Genomic DNA, 21070 nt, shown 5'->3' on the forward strand with positions numbered 1-21070 from the left:
GTCACGAGCCCCCGTTCCTCCCGCCGGCGGCTTCGGCCCGACATGCCGTGCACCGTGATCTGCGGTTTGCTGGACAGGAAGCGCGCAGCCGGTGCGTCCGCCGCGGGCGAGGAACGCGGGACCCGTGTACGCGCGCGTCAGGAGACGGCGAATGAACCGCGAACCGATGTCAGCGACCCGACTGGTACAACGCTCCCCGCAGGAACGGGCTGCTCGCGGCCGGGCGGCCCGCAGGCGGGCACCAAGGTCCACGCACGGCGACTACTCCCCTTCCCGCCACCGTCCCGACCCGGTCGACGTCATCGAGAAGCAGTCCGCGACCAGGCTGCAGGAACTGGTCCCGCTGCGCTACGGCCGCATGTCGGAGTCCCCCTTCCGCTTCTACCGGGGAGCGGCGGCGATCATGGCCGGGGATCTCGCCTCGACGGCGGACTCGGGCATACGGGCCCAGCTCTGCGGCGACGCGCACATGCTGAACTTCCGTCTGCTGGCCTCGCCGGAGCGCCAACTCCTGTTCGACATCAACGACTTCGACGAAACCCTCCCCGGTCCGTGGGAGTGGGACGTGAAGCGCCTGGCGACCAGCCTCGTCATCGCGGGCCGCGAGAACGGGTTCTCCACCTCCCAACGGCGTACGATCGTCCGCTCCACCGTGACGTCGTACCGCGAGAACATGCGCCGCTTCGCCACCATGCGCACGCTCGACGTCTGGTACTCGCACGTCGACGCCGCCTCGCTCACCGCTCTCGCCTCACAGCACCTGCGCAGCAGCGGACGCAAGCGTCTGGCCCGTTCCCTGGACAAGGCCAGGTCCCGCGACAGCCTCCAGGCCTTCGGGAAGCTCACCTACCTGGCCGACGGGGAACGGCGCATCGCGGCGGCTCCCCCCGTCATCACCCCACTCGCCGATCTGCTCCCGGAGGCGGAGGGAGCGCGGATGGAGGAGGACATCCGCGGCCTGCTGCACCGGTACCGGCAGAGCCTGCCCACCGACCGGCAGCATCTGTGCGCGGAGTTCACCCCGGTGGACATGGCACGCAAGGTGGTGGGTGTCGGCAGCGTGGGCACCCGTTGCTGGATCGTCCTCCTGCTCGGCCGCGACGGCGACGACCCCCTGTTCCTCCAGGCCAAGGAAGCCGGTGCCTCCGTCCTCGCGCCGCACATCGGCAGCAGCGAATTCGCCACGCAGGGAGAGCGGGTGGTCGCCGGGCAGCGTCTGATGCAGGCGGCGAGCGACATCTTCCTCGGCTGGGAGCGGACGCGGGGCATGGACGGCACGGAACGCGATTTCTACATCCGCCAGCTGCGTGACTGGAAGTTCGTCGCGGAACCCTCGCTGATGTCCCCGCGGGACATGCGCCTGTTCGGTGAGCTCTGCGGTTCCACGCTCGCCCGCGCCCATGCCAGGTCGGGCGACAGGATCGCCATCGCCGCGTATCTGGGCGGGAGCGATGTCTTCGACCGCGCCCTGTCCGTCTTCGCCGAGAGCTACGCCGACCAGAACGAACGCGATCACCGCGCGCTCCTCAAGGCCATCCGGAGCGGCCGGGTCCCCGCGCGTTCCGGCTGAGGAACGCCTGGCGGCGCTCTCGCCCGGCCCTCCGTCACGGCCCGTCCGCGGCCTTCCCCCGGTCCTCGGCCCTGCCACCGGCCGCCAGCAGCGCGATGAGGGCCAGCACGGCCAGCACGGCCAGCAGGACCAGGGTGAACGCCAGAACGGTCAGCACGGTCGGGCGGTTCCACAGAGCGAACACGAGCGCGATGACCGCCAGCACACCGATGGTGACCTCACGGCGGCGGGCCCGGACCCATGTTCCGGCGCGGCCGGTATGGAGGTCATGAGCGGCGCCCCGGTCGGCAACGGCGCCGGCCGCGCGTTCCACCGCTCCCCGTACGCCACGCGGCAGGCGGCCGGTGCCGGACAGATAGGCGCCGAGCGCCACGACGACCGCGAGAACGAGGGCGGTGCCGACGCTGTCCTTCAGGAATCGCACCAGCGTGTCGAAGACGGCTGCCGCGGCCTCCCGCGACTGGACCTGAGCAGGCAGATGGTCGAGGTAGTAGCGGCGCGCGACGGCCAGAGCGACGGAGAGGACGAGGCAGGCCGCCGCCGCGCACAGCGCCGTGGTCACCAGCGCCCGGCGGCGGCGACGGGCCAGCAGCACTCCGCCCGCAGCCAGGATCACCGTGAGCACGGGCAGCCAGTTGCCGACGGCATCGAGCAGGCGGAAGGCGCTTCTGGCCTTCTCCAGACGGTCGGACTGGAACAGGACCATCTGCTTGTCGACCTCGGGAATCCTCTCGGCCGGGGTGAGGCCCGCGTACACGAGATCCTCCTTGACCCGCTCGACGGCGGCGCCGATGTCGAGGGTGACGGTCCCGCCCTCCACCTCCACGGCACCGCGGCCCTCCCCGGTCAGCGCTTGGACCACGGAGGAGTGGGCGGCACGGTTCGCCCCGGTCCAGATCGCCTCGAACCTGTCGCTCCGGACGAAGCGGGTCGCCACCTTGGCCACCGTCCGGTCCACGGCCTCGTCCAGCTGGGGTCCCAGCGCCTCGACCGCCGTGGCGACACGGGGCGGCAGCCCCTGGTCCACCAGCCAGGCCCCCAGGTCCGCCGTCACCCGGACCCCGTCCACACGCACGTCGGCGGCCTCTGTGATCCGGCGGACGGCGGCCTCCTCGATCGCCGGGTCCGTCGCGAGCGGGGCGACCGTGGACACGTACCGGTCGCTGTCGAGAACGATGTCGTGGACCCAGACCGTGAGCAGCGAGACCGGCACGAGCAGGCACCCGAGCGTGATCAGCACGGCCGTGACGGCACTGCGCGCGGTCCGCCCCGCCCGGGACCCGCCCGCCCGGGACCCGCCCGCCCGGCGCGGTACCGTCCCGTGGGCATCGTCCGGCGACTCGTACGGCAGACTCATGGCACTCCCAGGGGCGGCTACGGAGAAGGGCCGCTCCCCCACCCATTGGATACACGCTTCCCCGGCAGGGGCGCGTTCAGTTGGGCCCACCGGGGACAGGACCGCGGGCCGTCGTGGAACCGGCACCGCGCAGGCACGCGGAACGGACAGCGCGGTCCTCGCTCCCGGACACGGAAAGGCCGCCCTCCCACTCAGCGGGAGAACGGCCAGGGTCGCCGCCGAGTCAAGTGGCCGACGGCCAGCGTGTTCCGCTCCGCCCGCACCGGATCAACCAGCACCGCGCGTATCGACGCCTACGACTCGGTGAAAGCGTCACGGTTCGCTGCCGCGGTCAGGGACTCTGCGCATCACCAGGCTCTCCCCGGCCCACGCGGCGGACGTATCTCCACCGCCGCCCTGCGCGACGCCACGCACTGGGACGACGTGGTCACCAAGCTCGGCTACGAGTACCTGCGCCGCCACGACCTCCGGCACAGGCACACCGGACTGACCTGGTTCGCCGACGCCGGGGTCCACGTACACGTCCTCCGCAGGATCGCCGGCCACGGGGCACCGACCACCACCCAGCGCTGCCTCCAGCCGGACATAGACAAGATCACCGCCGTCGGCGCAGCGCTCTCCGCGCACCTCAGCGTGCTCTGCGCACCGCGCTCCCCGCCGAGCCCGATCGTCATGACCCGCTGATGCCGGTCACGGACATCGCCCCCCAACCGGTCCCCAAAAACGATCAAGGGCCGGTTTCGGATTTCTCCGAAACCGGCCCTGATCTGCGACTGTCTCCAGTCGGGACGACAGGATTTGAACCTGCGACCCCTTGACCCCCAGTCAAGTGCGCTACCAAGCTGCGCCACGTCCCGTTGCTTGTCTGACCTGGGCTTTTCCCCTGGCCGAACGCGCATGAGAACAATACCGCACTTGACCGGGTGCTCACGAACGGCTTTCCGTCCTTGACTTCGACCTTGGTTGAGGTTTGACACTGCAGGCATGACGAACACGACCGCCGCACCGGTGCGCGGCTACCAGGACCTGGACCGGCTGATCGGCCTGATGACGGGCGACGAGAAGCACGGCCCGGCCGCCCATTCCACACTGGACGCCCTGTGGGTGCTCTACGACCGGGTACTGCGGGTCACACCCGCGACCGTCGCCGACCCCGGGCGGGACCGCTTCCTGCTGTCCAAGGGGCACGGGCCGATGGCGTACTACGCCGTTCTGGCGGCACGCGGATTCTTCGGCGAGGAGCTGCTGCCCGGCTTCGGGTCGTACGGCTCGCCGCTGGGACACCACCCCGACCGGGTGCTGGTCCCGGGCGCCGAGATCGGCAGCGGCTCGCTGGGCCACGGGCTCCCGCTGGCGGTGGGAACCGTGCTGGGGCTGCGGGCGCAGGGACTCACCGGTCCGCGTGTGTGGGTGCTGACGGGGGACGCGGAGCTCGACGAGGGCAGCAACCACGAGGCGATCGCCTACGCCGGTCCCGCCGGGCTGGAGCAGCTGCACACCCTGGTGATCGACAACGCCTCCGCGAGCCATGCCCTGCCCGGCGGCATCGCCGCCCGGTTCGAGGCCGCCGGATGGTCCACGGTGACCGTGGACGGACGGGACCACGAGGCGCTGTACGCGGCCTTCACCGCACCGCATCCCGGCCGCCCCCTGGCCGTGGTCGCGCGGGTGGCCCCCAAGCGCTGACCCCGCGCGCAGCACGGGCAGGACGCCCGTTCGGTCCCGGACCGCCCGGACCGCCGACAAGACCCGCCACAACGGAGGAACACCCTCATGGACACGATGCGCGACCGTTTCATCACCACCACCTCACAGCTCCTGGACGAGGACCCCCGGCTGGCCCTGGTGCTGGCCGAGATCAGCCGCGACGGCTTCGGGCAGGCCGAGCGGACCCACCCGGACCGGGTGATCAATGTGGGCATCCGGGAGCAGCTGCTGATCGGGGCGGGCGCCGGAATGGCGCTGACGGGCATGCGGCCCCTGATGCACACCTTCGCCGCCTTCCTGGTGGAGCGGCCGTTCGAGCAGGTCAAGCTGGACCTCGGCCATCAGAACCTCGGCGCGGTCCTGGTCAGCGCCGGTGCGTCGTACGACTGGCCGGCCGGGGGCTTCACCCATATGTCTCCGGGCGACGTGGCGCTCCTGGACACGCTCGACGACTGGACGGTCCTGGTGCCGGGCCACCCCGACGAGGCCGAGACCCTGCTCCGGCGGGCCGTGGCGGGGGAGGGCCGGGTGTATGTACGGCTCTCCCTCCAGTCGAACCGGGAGGCGCGGCCCGTGACCGGGTCCGGATTCACCGTCGTACGGGAGGGGCGGGGCGGCACCGTGATCGCGGTCGGGCCCATGCTGGACAACGTCCTGGCAGCGGTCGAGGGCCTGGATGTGACCGTGCTGTACGCCACGACGGTGCGCCCCTTCGACGCGGCCGGCCTGCGGCGCGCCGTCGGCACGGGTCCCGGCGCCGATGTGGTGGTCGTGGAGCCGTATCTGGCGGGCACCTCGACGGCGGCGGCCAACGACGCGCTCGCGGAGCTGCCCCACCGGGTGCTCGGCCTCGGGGTGGGGCGGGCGGAGCTGCGGCGGTACGGGCAGATGGACGAGCATCTGGCGGCACACGGACTGGACCCGCACGGTCTGCGCGGACGGATCACGGGCTTCCTGCCGGCCTGAGCGGCGGGCGGCCGCGGAGAGCGCGAGGGGGAAGGCGTCCCGGAAAGCGCTCCGGAACGCGCTCCGGAACGCGCTTCGCGACAAAGTGCCGCCACGCCGATGGCTGTCCCCGCCCACGGTCGGCAGGTCGTCCAGGTCCCGCCGCGCCGCATGCCGCGCGCCCAGGCCGTTCTCAGTCCGCGCGTACCTGGCCCCGCTCGAAGTACGCCGCCAGTTCCGGATCCAGTGCGGGCACCGTGGCCGGGGTGCCGCCGTCGCGCAGCGAGGCCGTGGCGCGTACGCCCGCCGCGACCGCCATCCGGGCCGCCACCGGTGAGGTGTCGGTACGGCCGCCCTCCCGGACGAACCGCAGGAACTCGTCCACGAGCAGCGGGTCGGCGCCGCCGTGCCCGGCGTTGTCCTCGGCGGCCGGGATCTCATGGGTCTCGTCCGCCTCGGGGCGGTAGCCGGAGCGCCGGGTGTTCCAGACCTTCACACAGCCGCCGGGGCCGTCGCCGAAGTTCTCCAGGCGGCCCGCGTCGCCGATGACCGTGTAGTTGCGCCAGTAGTCGGGGGTGAAGTGGCACTGCTGATAGGAGGCCAGCACCCCGTTGTCGAGGCGCATGTTGAGCAGCGACACGTCCTCGACGTCGATGACGGGGTTGAGCGCCCGCTGGGTGTGCGGGGGCCAGTGGCCGTCCTTGGTGTACCAGTCATCCGCCTTGGGCTCCCCCGGCTCGCGCCGGTGCGGGTTGTCGCCGTAGACCATCAGGTCGCCGAGCGCCTGCACGTCCTTGGCGTAGCCGCCGGCCAGCCAGTGCAGGACGTCGATGTCATGGGCCGCCTTCTGGAGCAGCAGACCGGTGGTGTACCGCCGTTCGGCGTGCCAGTCCTTGAAGTACCAGTCACCGCCGTATCCGACGAAGTGCCGGATCCAGACCGTCTTCGTCTTTCCGATGGCGCCGCCGCGGATCAGGTCGCGCATCAGTCTGACGACGGGCATGTGGCGCATGTTGTGCCCGATGTAGAGCCGGGTCCCGGTCTCGTACGCGGTGCGCAGGATGGTGTCGCAGCGCTCGACGCTGATGTCGAGGGGCTTCTCGACGAAGACCGGCTTGCCCGCCCGGAGTGCTTCGCAGGCCAGGTCCGCGTGGGTGTGGTCGGGGGTGAGGACCAGGACCGCGTCGATGTCCGGGTTCTCGATGACCGCGCGGTGGTCGGCGGACATGGCCGCGCCGGGGAAGGCCGCGGCCGCCTCCGTACGGGCGCGGGGGTCCGGTTCCGCCAGCGCGGTGACGCGGGCGCCGGAGCCGGGGCGGTGGGCGGTGCGGGCGAGTGAGCCGCGCAGGCCGTAGCCGAGCACGCCGATACGGAGGTCGGTCATGGGGTCTTCCTTCGTTGTTCAGTGGTGCGTGGTGGACGGTGTCAGGGGTGGACGAGGACCTGGGACAGGGCGACGCGTCCGGTTCCGGCGACCTTGATCCTCACGGTGCGGGTGCTGCTGTTCAGGTCCAGAACGGTCGGACGCAGGGACTTTCCGCTGACGTGGACGGACCCCTCGTCCGTGATGACGTCGAAGTCGGCCGTCGTGGACGAGACGTCGTTCCAGATCTCGATCTGGCGGACGCGCCGCTTCGTTCCGAGGTCCACCTGCCACCAGGCTCCCGCCTCGGCGAGGGTGCGGGTGTCGGTGGTGGTGTCCGCGTCCAGGGCGAGGGCGGCGGCGGCCGTCCGGTCGGTCGAGGACTGGGTCGCGGTGCCCGTACGGGCCAGGTCGGCGCGCAGCTGCTCGACGCGTCCGCCGTGGGCGCCGGCCCGGGAGGCGACGGCCAGTGCGGCGGCCGGCAGCCGGTCGAGGCCGGTGAGGTTGCCGGTCATGACGGAGCCGGTGCCGCCGGGGGCGGGGGCCGCGGTGTCGGTCCAGTTGCCCCGGGCGGTGTTCCGGATCCCGTAGTCCGCCCAGTTGGAGACCCACTTGTAGCCGATGCGGGTGATGACGTTCTTCTCGACGAGGATGTGCGAGGACTGCTCATCGAGGTAGATGCCGTTGCCGTCGCGCTCGGTGTTGCCGTGGGCGGAGCGGTTGATGTAGTTGCCGGACACGACGGTGCCCGGCTGGGCGCCCTGGGTGTAGATCGCGCCGCCGTCGTGCTGTTCCCGCGCCACTTCCATCACGTCGGTGATGCGGTTGTCCGTCACCTTGTTGTCGCGCAGGACGGACTTCTGGGCCTCGGGCTGGTTCCAGCCCCAGCCGACGGAGATGCCGGAGTACGGCAGGTGTTCCAGGGTGTTGTGGTCGACGGTCAGCCCGGCCTCGTATCCGGCCCAGATGCCCACCGAGTCGGTGTACTCGACGCCGGTGCGGCGGATCGTGTTGTACGCGACGGTGTTCCGCTCGCCCGCGAGCGCCGTACCGGGCAGCGGCTCCGTGTCACCGGCGTACACCGCGCCGGAGGACAGGTCGGTGAAGGAGGACCGGGTCAGGGCGCTGTCCTTGGTACCGGCTTCGAGGATCGCGCCCGCTCCGCCGAGGTGTTCGAAGCGCGCGCCGTCGATGCGGACACGCTGTCCGCCGCGCACGGTGAGTGCCGCTGCGGGCTTGGTGTAGTAGCGGCCCGCGTGGTCGGCGGGGCCGGTGGCGCCGGTCAGGGTGAGACCGGCCTGCGTGCCCGCGTAGCCCTCGTCGGTACCGGGCTGCCGGTAGGCCGCGTACGCGAAGCCGATGCCGCTGACCGTGATGTCGTGGGCGCCGTCCAGGACGAGGAGCTGTTCGGTGTGCGGGGTGACCACCTGCGCGCGGCGCATGTTCTCGCCCCTGCGCGGCAGGTAGGTGACCGTACGGGCTTCGGAGTTCCAGGCGAACTCGCCGGGTGTGTCGAGGAGTTCGGGGGCGTTCTCGAAGAAGGCGACCCCGCTGTAGCGGGCGGAGTCGACCGTGGTGGAGTCCCAGGAGGGGCCGGTGCGGCCGGTGCCGCTCGCGGAGTTGGTCCAGCAGGGCTGGGCGAAGGTCATGACGTCGCCGCTGACGCCCGCGATACGGCAGTGGTAGTTGCGCCAGCGGACGCGGATCACCGCTTCGGCGTCGGTGGGGCGTTGCCACCGGGCGATGCCGGTGGCGTCGGCGCCGGTCATCCCCGTCTTCGTGGCGTCGCAGACGGCGGCCGCGCACGCCTCGCCCCGGGCCCGGACGGCGCGCTGCCCGTCGACGAAGAGCTGGCGCGGGGTGACGCCGTCGGGGACGGGGGCGGTCCAGGTGCCGTCGGCGGCGCGCTGCCAGCCGGTGAGGTCGCGTCCGCCGGACAGGACGGGTCGGGCGCCGGGGGCCGCGGTCCAGGTGACGGTGCGGCCGTTCTTCCCGGAGTCCTCGGCGCCGAGCTCCAGCGGCTCCGTCAGCCGGTAGGTGCCTCCCTTCAGGAGTACCCGGACGTCCCGGCCGCGCTCGGTACGGGCCCGGTCCCGGGCACCTTCGACGGAGCAGGGCCGGGCGGCCGTGCAGGAGGTGCCGCCTCCGTCGGGGCCCGCGTACAGGGTGCGGGCCCCGCCGGGTGCGGCCTGGGCGGCGGGGGCGGCGAGAAGTGCCGCGAGGAAGGTGGTGGTGACCGCCGCGGCGGCTCCCCGCAGGATGTGCGTGGCGCGGTTCACGCGGTGGCCTTCCAGTCGGGGTGGCCGGGCATGGGCGGGTTCACGGCTCCGAAGAGCCAGTCGCGCAGGAACGGGTCGAGCGACTTCCTGCCGGTGACCTTGACGGTGTGCCGGATGAAGTCCTCGCTGGAGACGTTGCCGTCCTTGTACCGCTCGGGCCACAGCCGCATCACGCGGTCGAAGTCCCGGTCGCCGATCTGCCGGCGCAGGGCGTACAGGACCAGGGCGCCGCCGTCGTAGATGTTGGTGCCGCCGAGCGCCTTGGGCAGTCCGGGCGGGCCGTCCTCGGCGCGGATCGCGTCGAGCTTGCCGTAGGTGGCCTTCATCTTGTCGGCGAGGACGGACCAGCCGCGCTCCTCACCGTAGAGGGCGGCGTAGTACACCGCGGGGCCTTCGTTGAGCCAGGCCTGCTGCCAGTCGGCGGGGGTCACGGAATCGCCCCACCACTGGTGGACCAGCTCATGGACCATGGTGGTCTCGTAGCCCGGGTGACCGTTGGCGTTGGGCTTGAACCAGTTGGTGGAGAAGAGCGAGAGGGTCTGGTTCTCCAGCGCGTCGGTGTAGCCGTCGTAGATGTGGACGCCGTAGACGGAGAACGGGTAGCGGCCGAACTTCGCCTCGCACCAGGCCAGATGGTCGGCGGTGCGGGCGACGATCGGGGCGTAGGTGTCCTCCAGGCCCTGGGGCACGATGTGGCGCAGCGGGAGTCCGCGGTGGCCGGTGCCGTAGAGGTAGGTGCCCTTGACGACGGCGATGCCGATCAGTTCGGTAGCCATCCGCTCGCGGAGCGCGAAGTGCCAGACGGTGGAGCCGTCGGCGCGCGGGGTCCGGTGCAGCAGTTCGCCGTTGGCGGTGGCGACGAAGCCCTTGGGCGCGCTGATGTGGAAGGTCCAGGTCGCCTTGTCCGACGGGGTGTCGTTGCAGGGCAGGAAGGTGTCGGCGCGGGAGGACTGGGCGGCGGAGGCGAAGCCGCCGTCGGTGCCGAACTTCCAGCCGGTGAGTCCGAGCCGGGGCGCCTTGCCGTTGCCCCGGTAGCGGACCTCGACGGTGAACGCCTGGCCGTCGCGCAGGGCGCGGGCCGGGGTGACGGTGAGTTCCTGGCCGCTCCGGCCGGCGGTCAGTTCCCAGGTGGCCGTACGTCCCTGGACGGTGATGGCCTCGATGGTGTGGCCGTCGGTGTCCAGGTTGAACGCGGACAGGTCCTGGGTGGCGCGGGCGTTCATCTTCACGACGCCGGTGAAGTCGTACGTCACCGGGGTGAAGTCGAAGGTGAGGTCGTAGTGGAGGACCTGGTAGCCGCCGTTGCCGAGCGTCGGGAAGAGCGGGTCGCCGACTCCGTCCGAGCCGGGCCGCGGGTCGAAGCGGTGCGGGCGGGCCGCGGCGGGCGTACCGAGGACGGGCAGGGCCACCGCCGCGGCGACCGCCGCGCCGCCGAGCCCGATCAGTGAGCGTCGCGTGGTCACTTCTTCCCCTTCTGGAAGGCCTCTTCGAACTCGCCGCGGGCCTGCTCGCCGCCCTTGGCCAGGTAGTCCTTGAGCAGCTGGTCGTACGCGGACATGGGCTTGCGGCCCGCGACGATGTCCTTGAGCGCGTCCTGCTTGAACGAGTAGAGGCTGCCGTAGCCCTTGGAGTCCCAGGTGGGAGAGGAGAACTGGAGCGTCGGGTCCTGCTCCATCATCGGGACCATCGTGGTGAACGCCTCGTGCACATGGCGCACGCCCTGCTCGGAGTCGGCGCTGTAGATCGCGGGGACGGCGGAGGCCATGAACTTCCACGGCACCGTGACGTCCTGGGTGCCCTGCTTGGTGAGCGCCGGGTTGCCCTTGGCGTCGCGGGTGAAGTCCGAGCCTTCGACGCCGTAGTTGATCAGCGTGTACTCCTCGCTGCCGAACGGCGAGGCGGCGAAGTCGGCCAGTGCGAGGACCTGTCGCACCCGCTCGCCGGACGCCTTCTTCACATGGGTGTTCTCCAGCTTGACGTTGTCCATCCAGGCGACGGCGCTGTCGCCGAACGGCACGAAGGGGCGCGGGTCGTACGTCTTGTCGATGGCCTTCATGGCGGCGACGTAGCCGACACCGGGCGCCAGGTAGGTGGGCATGCCGTCGTAGACGTACGCCCCCTTGCCGTTCTTGAACATGTCCGTGTACTGGGCCTTCTGCGCCCCGGACATCTGGAGGGTGCCGGGGTAGTAGCAGCCCGACTTGTACAGCGAGCGCGCCGTCTCGATGGCGCTGCGGTACTCGGGGGTCTCCAGGTCGAGGGTGAACTTCCCGGTCTTCGCGTCGAGCCGCCAGGAGTACGGCGCTCCGGCCGACATCGCGAGGACGTTGTTGGCGCCCGCGATGATGGCGTACTGGTCCTTCTTGGGGCGGGTCAGCTCCTTGCACGCCTCGACGAAGCGGTCGAGGCCGGTGATCTGGTCGAGGCTCGTGATGCCGATCTCCTCGAAGAGATCGTGGCGGTAGAAGCCGGCACCGCCGGTGCCGGTGCGGGCGATCGGGATGCCGTAGAGCTTGCCGCCGAAGATCGCGGCCTGCCAGGCGCCCTTCGGGATCGCGGCCAGGTTCGGGTAGTCCTTGATCTTGTCCCCGGCGAGGTACGGGGTCAGGTCGGCGCACTTGGCCTGGAGGAAGGCGGACTTGTTGTCGACGCCGCCGACCTCGGGGTACATGAAGAGGTCGGGCAGGCTGTCGCTGGCCACCATCGTGGAGAACTTGGTGCCGTAGTCGTCGGCGGGGACGGCGGTGATGTTCACCTGGCCGCCGAGAAGCTTCTCGATGCTCTGCCAGGCGGCGTTCTTGCCCCGGGCGGGCGGCGGCGGGGAGAAGGTCTCCATGGTGGCGCTGATCGGGGCCGCCCCCTTGAGCGGGGTGTTCTTCGTCGCGCGCAGCGGCTTGGCCGGGTAGCCGAAGAAGCCCTGCGGCACTCCGGCGGCGGTCGCGGCCAGGTCGGGCTTGAGGCCGATGTTGCGGATCGCCGTGGTGGGCAGCAGCGAGGCGCTCTTGGCCTCCGCCTTGGCCACGGTGCCGCCGTCGCCGCAGGCGGCGAGCAGTGGTGCGGCGGCCAGCCCGAGACCGAGGCCCGCGCCCATGCGGAACAGGGATCTGCGGTTGATGGGGGTGGAGCTCGACACAGGATCTCCTTGGGAGAAGAGGAGGCGGAAGGGTCCGGGGGGGGCGCGCTCAGCCCTTGATGGCGCCGGTGAGCACGCCCTTGGTGAAGTAGCGCTGGAGGAAGGGGTAGACGAGCAGGATCGGTACGACGGCGATCACGAGGACGGCCATCTGCACGGCCTGCTGCGGTGCGAGGGCCTCGCCGGCCGAGGCGCTGTTGAGGCTCTGGCCCTGGAGGACGTAGGTCCGCAGCACCATGGGCAGCGGCCACTTGTCGGAGTCGTTGAGGTACAGCAACGCGTTGAAGAAGGCGTTCCAGTAGGTCACCGCGTAGAAGAGGCTGATCACGGCGAGGACGGCCTTGGACAGCGGCAGGACGATCCGTACGAGGATGCGGAAGTCCCCGGCGCCGTCGACCTTCGCCGCGTCGTACAGCTCCTCCGGCAGGTTCATGAAGAAGGACCGCAGGACGACCAGGTTGAAGGCGCTGACCAGGGTGGGCATGACGAGCGCGGCGTAGGTGTCGTACAGGCCGAGGCCCTTGACCAGGAGGAAGTTGGGGATGATGCCCGCGTTGAAGAGCATGGTGAACAGCGCGATCATCAGGATGAAGCGGCCGCCGGTCACATCGCGGCGGGAGAGCCCGTAGGCCATGCCGACGGTGACGAGCAGGCTGGCGAGCGTGCCGACGAGCGTGATGCCGATGCTGACGAGCAGCGCCCGGCTGACGACGCCGCCGGTGAAGATGGTGCGGTAGGCATCCAGGGTCGGGTGGTCGGGCCACAGGACGAGGCCGGTGGAGCGGATGATGTCGCTCTGCGAGGCGAAGCTCGTGCCGATGACTCCGAGCAGCGGATACGCGACGGCGGCGACCACGACGACGATGGCGAGGCCCTTGGCGAACTGGCCGAGCCGGGTGGGCCGTTCCATCCACGGCGGACGGCCGTCGGACTTCGCGGCACGTCCGGAGCGGGCGGTACGGGTGGTCTTCTTCGCCGGTTCCGTACTGGGGACGGGACTGACGGGCGGCTTCTCAGCGGTCAGCACCGCGGTACACCCCTTCGTGGCCGAGGCGGTGGGCGAACTTGTTGGCGCCCAGGACGAGTGCGGTGCCGATGACCGCCTTGACGAGTCCGACGGCGGCGGCGACGCCCCAGTCGTTGTCCTTGATGCCGTGGTAGTAGACGTAGGTGTCCAGGACTTCACCGGCGTCCGGGCCGACCGCGTCGCGCTGGAGCAGGATCTGCTCGAAGCCGACGGAGAGGATCTGCCCGAGGTTGAGGATGAGCAGCAGGATCAGGACCGGTGCGATGCCGGGCAGGGTGACGTGCCAGAGGCGCCGCCGGGGGCCCGCGCCGTCGATCGCGGCGGCCTCGTACTGCTGTTTGTCGATGTTCAGCAGCGCGGCCAGGATGATGATCGTGCCCCAGCCGGCGTCCTTCCAGGCCACTTGGAGCGTGAGCAGCCAGGGGAAGACGTCGGGGTCGCTCATCATGTCGTAGCGCGGGAGCCCCATCCCTCCCAGCACGTCGGGCAGGAGCCCCGCGCCGCCCAGGATCTGCTGGAAGATCGAGACGATGATGACCCAGCCGATGAAGTGCGGCAGATAGACGACGCTCTGCACGAAGCGCCGCAGCCGCTCGCTGACGATGCTGTTGAGCAGCAGGGCCAGGGCGATCGGGATGGGGAAGAAGAACACCAGCTGGACGAGTGCGATCTCCAGGGTGTTGAAGGTCGCGGACCAGAAGGCCGCGTCACCGAACGCCGCCGTGAAGTTGGAGAAGCCGACCCAGACGCTGTGCATGTAGCCGAGGTAGGGCTGGTAGTCCTGGAACGCCACGACGTACCCGAGCAGCGGGACGTAGTGGAAGACGATGAAGTACAGCAGTCCGGGCAGCGTCAGCAGGAGCATCACGCGGTCCCGCTTGAGGCGCTGCCTGAGCGTCAGGCGGTGCTGTACGGGTGCGGTTGCCGGGCCGGCGGGCGAAGGGGCGGTCGGCGGTGCGGGCGCTTCGGCCCCCTGCCGCCGTTTTGACCGCTTTTCCCGCGGCAGCGGAGGTGCTGTTTCAGCCATGGTGCGTCCTGTTCGGCTGGGTGGCGCGTGGTGAGCCTTCTGCGGCCGCAAGTTAGTAAGCGGTTAACCCAAAGGTCAAGAGATCTGAGGAAAAGGCTGCGATCCGGGATCATCACGAGATCAATTCCAGGGGCACAGAACCATCAAATCACCCCCCAACCAGGGCATTCGGCTTCGAGTGTCGCTTGACGCTCGGCCGTCCATGTCCCTAGCGTGCCGGTCATTCCATAGAACGCGATTACTGTCCGGAGGCAGGGTGCGAACCACCGAAGAGGCACCGGCTCGATCCGGTGCCGATGCCGCGACACCGCCCCCCGAGCGGCCGCGCACGGTCCTGGTCATGAGCCCCGGGCTGCTGGACGACGTCTTCCCGCCCCCCGTACGGGCCCGGCTCGAAGAGATCGCCGAACTGCACAACCCCACGGTGATCAGCGAGTTCGACTCGCCGCAGGCCGCGGCGGCACTGGCCGGGGCCGAGGTCCTGCTGACCGGCTGGGGCTGCCCGCCCGTGGACGCGGCACTGCTGGCACGGGCACCCCGGCTGCGCGCGGTGATCCACGCGGCGGGCACGGTGAAAACGTTTCTGTCACCCGACGCCTTCGACCGCGACATCGTCGTCTCCTCCGCGGCGGTCGCCAACGCCGTGCCGGTGGCGGAGTACACGCTTGCCGCGATCATCATGGGCGCCAAGCGGGTCTTCCCGCTGGCCGAGCTGTTCCGCACCCGGCGCACCCACCGCACCGGAGCAGACCTCGACCGTCAGCACTGGCTCGGCACGCACGGTCTGACCATCGGCGTGATCGGCGCCTCGCGGATCGGCCGCCGCGTCATCGAACTGCTGAAGGTGCTGGATGCCGAGGTGCTCCTGTACGACCCCTACGTCGGGGCGGCCGAGGCGGAACTCCTGGGCGTCACACCCGCCGATCTGGACACGCTGGTGGCGACGAGCGACGTGGTCACCGTGCACGCCCCCGACACCCCGGAGACCCAGGGGCTGATCGACGCCCGACGGATCGGGCTGATGCGTCCGGGAACCCTGCTGGTCAACACGGCGCGCGGCCCGCTGGTGGACACCGAGGCGCTGACCGCGCACCTGGTCAGCGGGCGGCTCGACGCGGTCCTGGACGTCACCTTCCCCGAGCCGCTACCGCCGGACCACCCCCTGTGGGACCTGCCGAACGTCTTCATCACCCCGCATCTGGCGGGTGCCCAGGGCAATGAGATCGGGCGCCTGGGCGCGCTCGCCGTCGACGAGCTGGCCCGGTACGCGGGCGGATCACCGTTCGCCCATCCGGTGCGCCGGGCCGACCTGGGGAGGATCGCATGAACCCCACCGCCCCGCAGGCTCTAGGCTCGGCGTCACACAACAGCCAGGGGGTGAGCCGGATGCGCCGGCAGAGCACGGCCGCGGACGGACAGCGGCGGGCGACGGTCACGGACGTGGCGCGGCGCGCAGGCGTCTCGACGGCGACCGTCTCCCGGGTCCTGAACCGCAACTACCCGGTGGCCGAGGCCACCCGGGAGCGGGTCGAGTCCGCCATGCGCGAGCTCGGCTATGTGGTCAACGCCCATGCCCGCGCGCTGGCCGGGGTCTCCAACCGCACCGTCGGCATCATCGTCAACGAGGTCATCGACCCCTTCTACGCCTATATCGCGCGGGGCGTGGAGCGGGAGGCCGCGCTCGGCGGCCGGCTCTGCCTGGTCTGCTGCACCCAGGGCGACCCGCAGCGCGAGCTGGCCTTCATCGACCTGATGCACGAGCGCCGGGCCGACGCGGTCGTGGTGGTCGGCGGCAGCATCGCCGACCGCGGCTACACCTCCGAACTGGCCCGCCGGGCCCGTGAGCTGGACGCGGGCGGCTCGAAGCTGGTGCTGTGCGGCAGACCGCCGCTCGACGATCCCGCCCCGACGGCGGCGGTGGAGTACGACAACGAGGGCGGCGCCTTCGCCATCACCGACCATCTCCTGATGCAGGGGCATGAGCGGATCCTCTATCTGGGCGGACCGCCCAAGCTCTCCACCACCCGCGACCGGCTCGCCGGACATCTGCGGGCCCTGGAGCTGCGCGGTGTGCCCCAGGACCGCGACCTGGCGCAGCCCGGCGCGTTCAGCCGCGGCTTCGGATACCGGAGGATGGCCGAACTCCTCCGGGACGGACCGGACTTCACAGCAGTCTTCGCCGCCAACGACATGGTGGCGGCCGGCGCGGCACAGGCCCTGGAGGAGGCCGGGCTGCGGGTGCCCGAGGACATCTCCCTGGTGGGGTACGACGACATCCCGGTCGCCCAGGAGCTGCGGCCCCGGCTGACCACGGTCCACGTACCGCTGGAGGAGATGGGCCGGCAGGCGGTGCGCCTGGCCGTCTCCGGCGACGACGAGGACGACTGGCGCGAGCCGACGACGGGTGCGCTGCGGCTCGGCACCCACATCGTGGTGCGCGACTCGGTGGCCCCGAGGGCGGGACGCGGCAGCAGGGCGTGACCGCGGGGCGGGCCGGGCGGGGCGGCCTCCCGGGCGGGCGGACCGTGTGAGGCTGCGTCCAGGGCGGGCCGGTGAGGCTGCGGGCCGGACGTGACCGGAGGCCCGTGCACGTACCCGTGCCGGTCCGAAGGCGGCGGTCGGCGGCCGGTCGGGGGTGACCGCTTACCGGACTGGGGACCCCGCTCGGCCATAGTAAATCGTAGTAACTTCCCGACTCCTCTTGCGGCTTCGTAGCAACCGCTTACATGCTGACGGCGGGTTCACCACCCCCGCACGCTTTGGCCCCTCACTCATTTCTGCAGGGAGAGTTCCGCATGCGCTTCTCCGCCTCAGCCGCATCAGCCGCCACAGCCACAGCCACAGCCACCACGGATGTCACCACTGCCGCCGCGGCCGCCCCCGTCGGCCGCCGATCCGTCCTCGCCGCGGCAGCCGGCGCCGGGGCTCTGGCCGCGCTCGGCGCCGCCGCGGCACCGGCGGCCGCCCTCGGCTCCGCAACGGCGGCCGGCCACCGGCCGGTCCGGGTCACCGTGACCGCCCGCCCCGCGGCCGAGGCCGAGCGGCTGCGTCTGGCCCAGGCCCTGCGCGGCAGCGAGTTCCAGCCCACCGGCCGCTATGTCGCGCCCGGCACCGCCCTGAGCCTCACCGTCCAGCCGCACGACGGCCTCGTACCGACCCTGTGGATCGGCGCCTGGGACTACTACGGCGAGATCAAGGAACCGCGCGGCTACCCGCTCACCGCTGGCGCGAACACCGTCACCGACCCGCACGGCGGCCCGGTCTATCTCACCCTCACCGGCAACGGCGAGCGGGCGGGCGTGCTGTTCAGGTCCGGTTCCGTGGCCATGCCCGTCTTCATGCTGGGAAGCACCCGCGAGGCCGGCTTCCAGCAGCAGTTGGACACGCTGACGGACTCCCCGTACGTCGAGCTCCACGCACCGCACACGATCATGACGCTCACCCGTGAGGGCGCGCTCCTGTACCGCGGCGAGGACCACGCCGCCCTGCTGCGGCTGGTCGAGCGGATCATCGACTCGGCCGCGCGGATCAGCGGGCTGGACGGTTCGAAGCCGGTGCACCGGAGCAAGGCGGGCCCGTACCACTTCACCGAGGTCAGCAAGGTGCCCACCGGGGTCGGCGCCTACGCCACACACGGGTACAACGGCTTCCCGCGCGCCTACCTCGACCGGGCGACCACCGTGGAGGGACTGCGCACCCGCGGCTGGGGGCTCTACCACGAACTGGGGCACCTCCACCAGCAGATGGCGTACAAGCCGGGCGGTCTCACCGAGGTCACGGTGAACATCTACTCGCTGGCGGCCCAGCGCGCCCTGGACCAGCCCTCCAACCTGCTCACCGTCGACCCGGCGACCGGGCTCACCGTCTTCCAGTCCTCACGGGCCAAGTTCGGTACGGCGGGGCTGACGTACGAGAAGTCCTTCAGCGCCTACGAGAAGCTCGTCCCGCTCCGCCAGCTGGAACTCGCCTTCGGCGACGACTTCTGGCCCCGGCTGCACCAGCTCGTGCGCGAGGAGAACCCGCAGTCCCACTACACGGAGAACGACAAGCGCTACCGGGCACTGGCGACCTACTCCAGCCGGGTCGCGGGCCACGACCTCACCGACTTCTTCCTCACCACCTGGGCCTTCCCGGTCGACGCCACGGGCAGGGCGGAGCTGGCGGCGCTGAACCTGCCGAAGCCGCCCGTGGACCCGAGCACCCTCAGCGACTGAACACCCGGGCAGAGAGCCGACAAGGAGCCAGCATGGACATGAGCAGAAGGACCCTTCTCGCCGCCACCGGTGCCACGGCCGCCACCGCGCTCGTCGCGACGGCCGGCCCCGCCGCCGCCACCGGGCGCACCGGAGCCGCGCCGGAGCCGGACGACTTCGCCGCCCTTCTCGGACGGGCCGAAAGCCTCCTGACCGGGGGCGCGTTCGATCCCTCGGACGCCGACTTCGCCACCGCGGCCGCCACGCTCGACACCACCGCCCGCGGTCTGTGGAACACCCTCGACCGGACCGCCGGCCGGACCGCGCTGTGGCCCGACCTCGCGCCGGTCACCGACGCCGGCAACTTCGGCCAGAGCTACACCCGGCTGCGCACCATCGCCACCGCCTGGGCCACCCCCGGCACCTCGCTCGCCGCCGATCCGCAGGTGGCCGACGCCCTCGTCGCCGCCCTCCGCTTCGCCCACGACACCGCGTACAACCCCACCAGGCCGGAGAAGGGCAACTGGTGGTTCTGGGAGATCGGCGCACCGCGCGCCCTGATGGACTGCTGTGTACTGCTGCGTGAACGGCTGCCCGCCGCCGATCTGGCGGACCATCTGGCGGCCGTCGACCGGTTCTGCCCGAACGCGGACCGGCGCACCAACTCCCCCACGCTCGCCGAGACCGGCGCCAACCGCACGGACAAGGCGGTGATCGTCGCCCTGCGGGGGCTGCTCGGACGGGACGGGGCCAAGCTGGTCTCGGCCCGGGACGCCCTCTCCGACGTACGCGACGGGGGACGCAACAGCCTGTTCCGCTACGCCGCTTCGGGTGACGGGTTCTACGAGGACGGCTCGTTCGTCCAGCACGACGTGGTCGCGTACACCGGTTCGTACGGCACCGTCCTGCTGAGCGGCTCCGCCCATCTGCTGGCGCTGCTGGCCGGTTCGCCGTGGGCCGTCGCGGACCCGGCGGTCTCGGTGATGTACGAGGCCGTCGAGCGCTCCTTCACCCCGGTGCTCTTCGACGGGCTGATGATGGACGCGGTGCGCGGCCGCGCCATCTCCCGGGAGCGGGCCGGCGACCACCGGGACGGGGCAGCGGCCGTGTCCGCGATCCTGCTGCTGGCGACGGGCGCGCCGGCCGCGTACGCCGGCCGCTGGCGCTCGGTCGTCAAGGGCTGGCTGACCCGCAACCGGACCGCGCCGTTCGCCGCCTTCGCCTCGCTCCCCCAACTGGCCCTGGCCAAGGCCGTCCTGAACGACCGCGGGATCGATGCGGCGCCGCGCACCACGGGCCTGTTCGTCTTCGCCGACATGGACCGGGTGGTGCACCGGCAGCCGCGCTGGGCATACACCCTGTCGCTGTCCTCGAAGCGGATCTCGGCCTACGAGGCGGGCAACGGCGAGAACCTGCACGGCTGGTATACCGGCGACGGCATGACCTATCTCTACGACGCCGACGACCTGGGGCAGTTCAACAACGGTTTCTGGCCCACCGTCGACCCCTACCGGCTGCCCGGCACCACCGTCGACACCAGGCGACGCACCGATCTCGGCACCGGCGGCGGGACCTCCACCTACCGGCCGTCCAACGCGGTCGCGGGCGGCGTGGTCCTCCACTCCCGGTACGGCGCGGCGGCCATGGAACTGACCGGCGCCCCGGGTACTTCGCTGCGCGCGCGGAGGTCGTGGTTCCTGCTCGACAATGCCGTGATCGCGCTCGGCGCGGGCATCACCTCGGACGACGGACAGCCGGTCGAGACGATCGTCGAGAACCGCGGCCTCGGTGCGGACGGCCGGCACCGGCTGGTCGTGGACGGCGTCCGGCAGCCGTCCTCGCAGGGCTGGTCCAAGGAGTTCGACCGGGCCCGCTGGGCGCACATCGAGGGGGTGGGCGGCTACGTGCTGCCCGAGGGCGCCGCGCTGCGCACCCTGCGCGAGGAACGCACCGGCACCTGGCGCGCCATCAACACCGGGGCGGACACGGGCGGTTCGGACAAGCCGCTGACCCGCCGCTATCTGACCCTGTGGGTCGACCACGGAGTCTCCCCCACCGACGCGCGGTACGCCTATGTGCTGCTGCCCGGGGCGTCGGCCGCCGCGACGGCCGTCTGGTCGCGCTCCCGGCCCGTGCGGGTCCTCGTCAACGACGCGGGCGCGCAGGCGGTCGAGGTGCGCCGGCAGGGGCTGACGGCGGTGAACTTCTGGGCCGCGGGCACTGCCGGCGGGATCACCGCGTCCGGTCCCGCGTCGGTCCTGGTCCAGCGGCGCGGGCCCCGGATCTCGGTCGCCGTGTCGGACCCCGGCCGCACCCTGACCAGCCTCACCGTCGAGCTGCCGCACCGCGTGCGTACGGTGGACAGCGCCGATGACACCGTGAGCGTGGTGCCGGGCCACCGCCCGGTCCTCACCGTGGCGGTCGGTGGCTCCCGCGGCCACACCCACCGCGCCGAACTCGTCCAGTAAC

Annotated in this window: 14 protein-coding genes, 1 tRNA gene and 1 pseudogene; 8 read left to right on the forward strand and 8 right to left on the reverse strand. The window is 71.4% G+C overall.

The features are described from left to right. The first annotated feature begins 151 nt into the window (after positions 1 to 151). On the forward strand, positions 152 to 1570 hold the full coding sequence (locus ACIGJO_RS16430; RefSeq protein WP_399958329.1) for a DUF2252 domain-containing protein: 1419 nt from the start codon (positions 152 to 154) through the stop codon (positions 1568 to 1570). 34 nt (positions 1571 to 1604) lie between these two features. Here ACIGJO_RS16430 and ACIGJO_RS16435 read toward each other — a convergent pair whose 3' ends face one another. Next, positions 1605 to 2927, reverse strand: coding sequence for a hypothetical protein (locus ACIGJO_RS16435; RefSeq protein ID WP_399958332.1), 1323 nt, complete (start codon positions 2925 to 2927; stop codon positions 1605 to 1607). Between the two features lie 363 nt (positions 2928 to 3290). Here ACIGJO_RS16435 and ACIGJO_RS16440 point away from each other — a divergent pair. After that, positions 3291 to 3611: pseudogene (locus tag ACIGJO_RS16440) on the forward strand (site-specific integrase); the annotation flags it as partial. 99 nt (positions 3612 to 3710) lie between these two features. Here ACIGJO_RS16440 and ACIGJO_RS16445 read toward each other — a convergent pair. Further along, positions 3711 to 3784 (reverse strand) — tRNA-Pro (locus ACIGJO_RS16445). A 127-nt stretch (positions 3785 to 3911) separates the two neighbouring features. Here ACIGJO_RS16445 and ACIGJO_RS16450 point away from each other — a divergent pair. Beyond that, positions 3912 to 4613, forward strand: coding sequence for a transketolase (locus ACIGJO_RS16450; RefSeq protein WP_399958335.1), 702 nt, complete (start codon positions 3912 to 3914; stop codon positions 4611 to 4613). A gap of 87 nt (positions 4614 to 4700) precedes the next feature. Continuing rightward, positions 4701 to 5600 (forward strand): transketolase family protein, encoded by a 900-nt coding sequence (locus tag ACIGJO_RS16455; RefSeq protein ID WP_399958338.1) that lies wholly within the window; start codon positions 4701 to 4703, stop codon positions 5598 to 5600. A gap of 172 nt (positions 5601 to 5772) precedes the next feature. Here ACIGJO_RS16455 and ACIGJO_RS16460 read toward each other — a convergent pair whose 3' ends face one another. From ACIGJO_RS16460 to ACIGJO_RS16485, 6 genes are all read right to left on the reverse strand, one after another. Then, the gene (locus ACIGJO_RS16460; RefSeq protein ID WP_399958341.1) at positions 5773 to 6963 is read right to left on the reverse strand and encodes a Gfo/Idh/MocA family protein; all 1191 of its coding nucleotides are present in this window, start codon (positions 6961 to 6963) and stop codon (positions 5773 to 5775) included. Positions 6964 to 7004: 41 nt separating this feature from the next. Continuing rightward, positions 7005 to 9221: a right-handed parallel beta-helix repeat-containing protein gene (locus ACIGJO_RS16465; RefSeq protein WP_399958344.1), complete on the reverse strand. Its 2217-nt coding sequence runs from the start codon at positions 9219 to 9221 to the stop codon at positions 7005 to 7007. Continuing rightward, entirely contained in the window at positions 9218 to 10684 is a 1467-nt protein-coding gene (locus tag ACIGJO_RS16470) for a M1 family metallopeptidase (RefSeq protein ID WP_399958347.1), read from the reverse strand. The genes ACIGJO_RS16465 and ACIGJO_RS16470 overlap by 4 nt, the downstream gene beginning before the upstream one ends. Next, the gene (locus ACIGJO_RS16475) at positions 10681 to 12354 is read right to left on the reverse strand and encodes an extracellular solute-binding protein (protein WP_399958350.1); all 1674 of its coding nucleotides are present in this window, start codon (positions 12352 to 12354) and stop codon (positions 10681 to 10683) included. Before ACIGJO_RS16475 ends, ACIGJO_RS16470 begins: the two co-directional genes overlap by 4 nt. 49 nt (positions 12355 to 12403) lie before the next feature. Beyond that, positions 12404 to 13264: a carbohydrate ABC transporter permease gene (locus tag ACIGJO_RS16480; RefSeq protein ID WP_399958984.1), complete on the reverse strand. Its 861-nt coding sequence runs from the start codon at positions 13262 to 13264 to the stop codon at positions 12404 to 12406. Positions 13265 to 13367: 103 nt separating this feature from the next. Further along, on the reverse strand, positions 13368 to 14246 hold the full coding sequence (locus ACIGJO_RS16485; RefSeq protein ID WP_329946083.1) for an ABC transporter permease subunit: 879 nt from the start codon (positions 14244 to 14246) through the stop codon (positions 13368 to 13370). Between the two features lie 502 nt (positions 14247 to 14748). Here ACIGJO_RS16485 and ACIGJO_RS16490 point away from each other — a divergent pair. The 4 genes from ACIGJO_RS16490 (at position 14749) to ACIGJO_RS16505 (ending at position 21069) form a co-directional block, all read left to right on the forward strand. Then, positions 14749 to 15735: a hydroxyacid dehydrogenase gene (locus tag ACIGJO_RS16490; RefSeq protein ID WP_399958354.1), complete on the forward strand. Its 987-nt coding sequence runs from the start codon at positions 14749 to 14751 to the stop codon at positions 15733 to 15735. Between the two features lie 59 nt (positions 15736 to 15794). Continuing rightward, on the forward strand, positions 15795 to 16889 hold the full coding sequence (locus tag ACIGJO_RS16495; protein WP_399958986.1) for a LacI family DNA-binding transcriptional regulator: 1095 nt from the start codon (positions 15795 to 15797) through the stop codon (positions 16887 to 16889). Between the two features lie 314 nt (positions 16890 to 17203). Next, positions 17204 to 18622, forward strand: coding sequence for a M60 family metallopeptidase (locus tag ACIGJO_RS16500; protein WP_399958357.1), 1419 nt, complete (start codon positions 17204 to 17206; stop codon positions 18620 to 18622). Positions 18623 to 18654: 32 nt separating this feature from the next. Next, positions 18655 to 21069, forward strand: a complete 2415-nt coding sequence (locus ACIGJO_RS16505) for a polysaccharide lyase 8 family protein (protein ID WP_399958359.1) — start codon at positions 18655 to 18657, stop codon at positions 21067 to 21069. The last annotated feature ends 1 nt before the right edge of the window (position 21070 follow it).

The organism is Streptomyces sp. NPDC079020 (assembly GCF_044542225.1).
GTDB lineage: Bacteria > Actinomycetota > Actinomycetes > Streptomycetales > Streptomycetaceae > Streptomyces.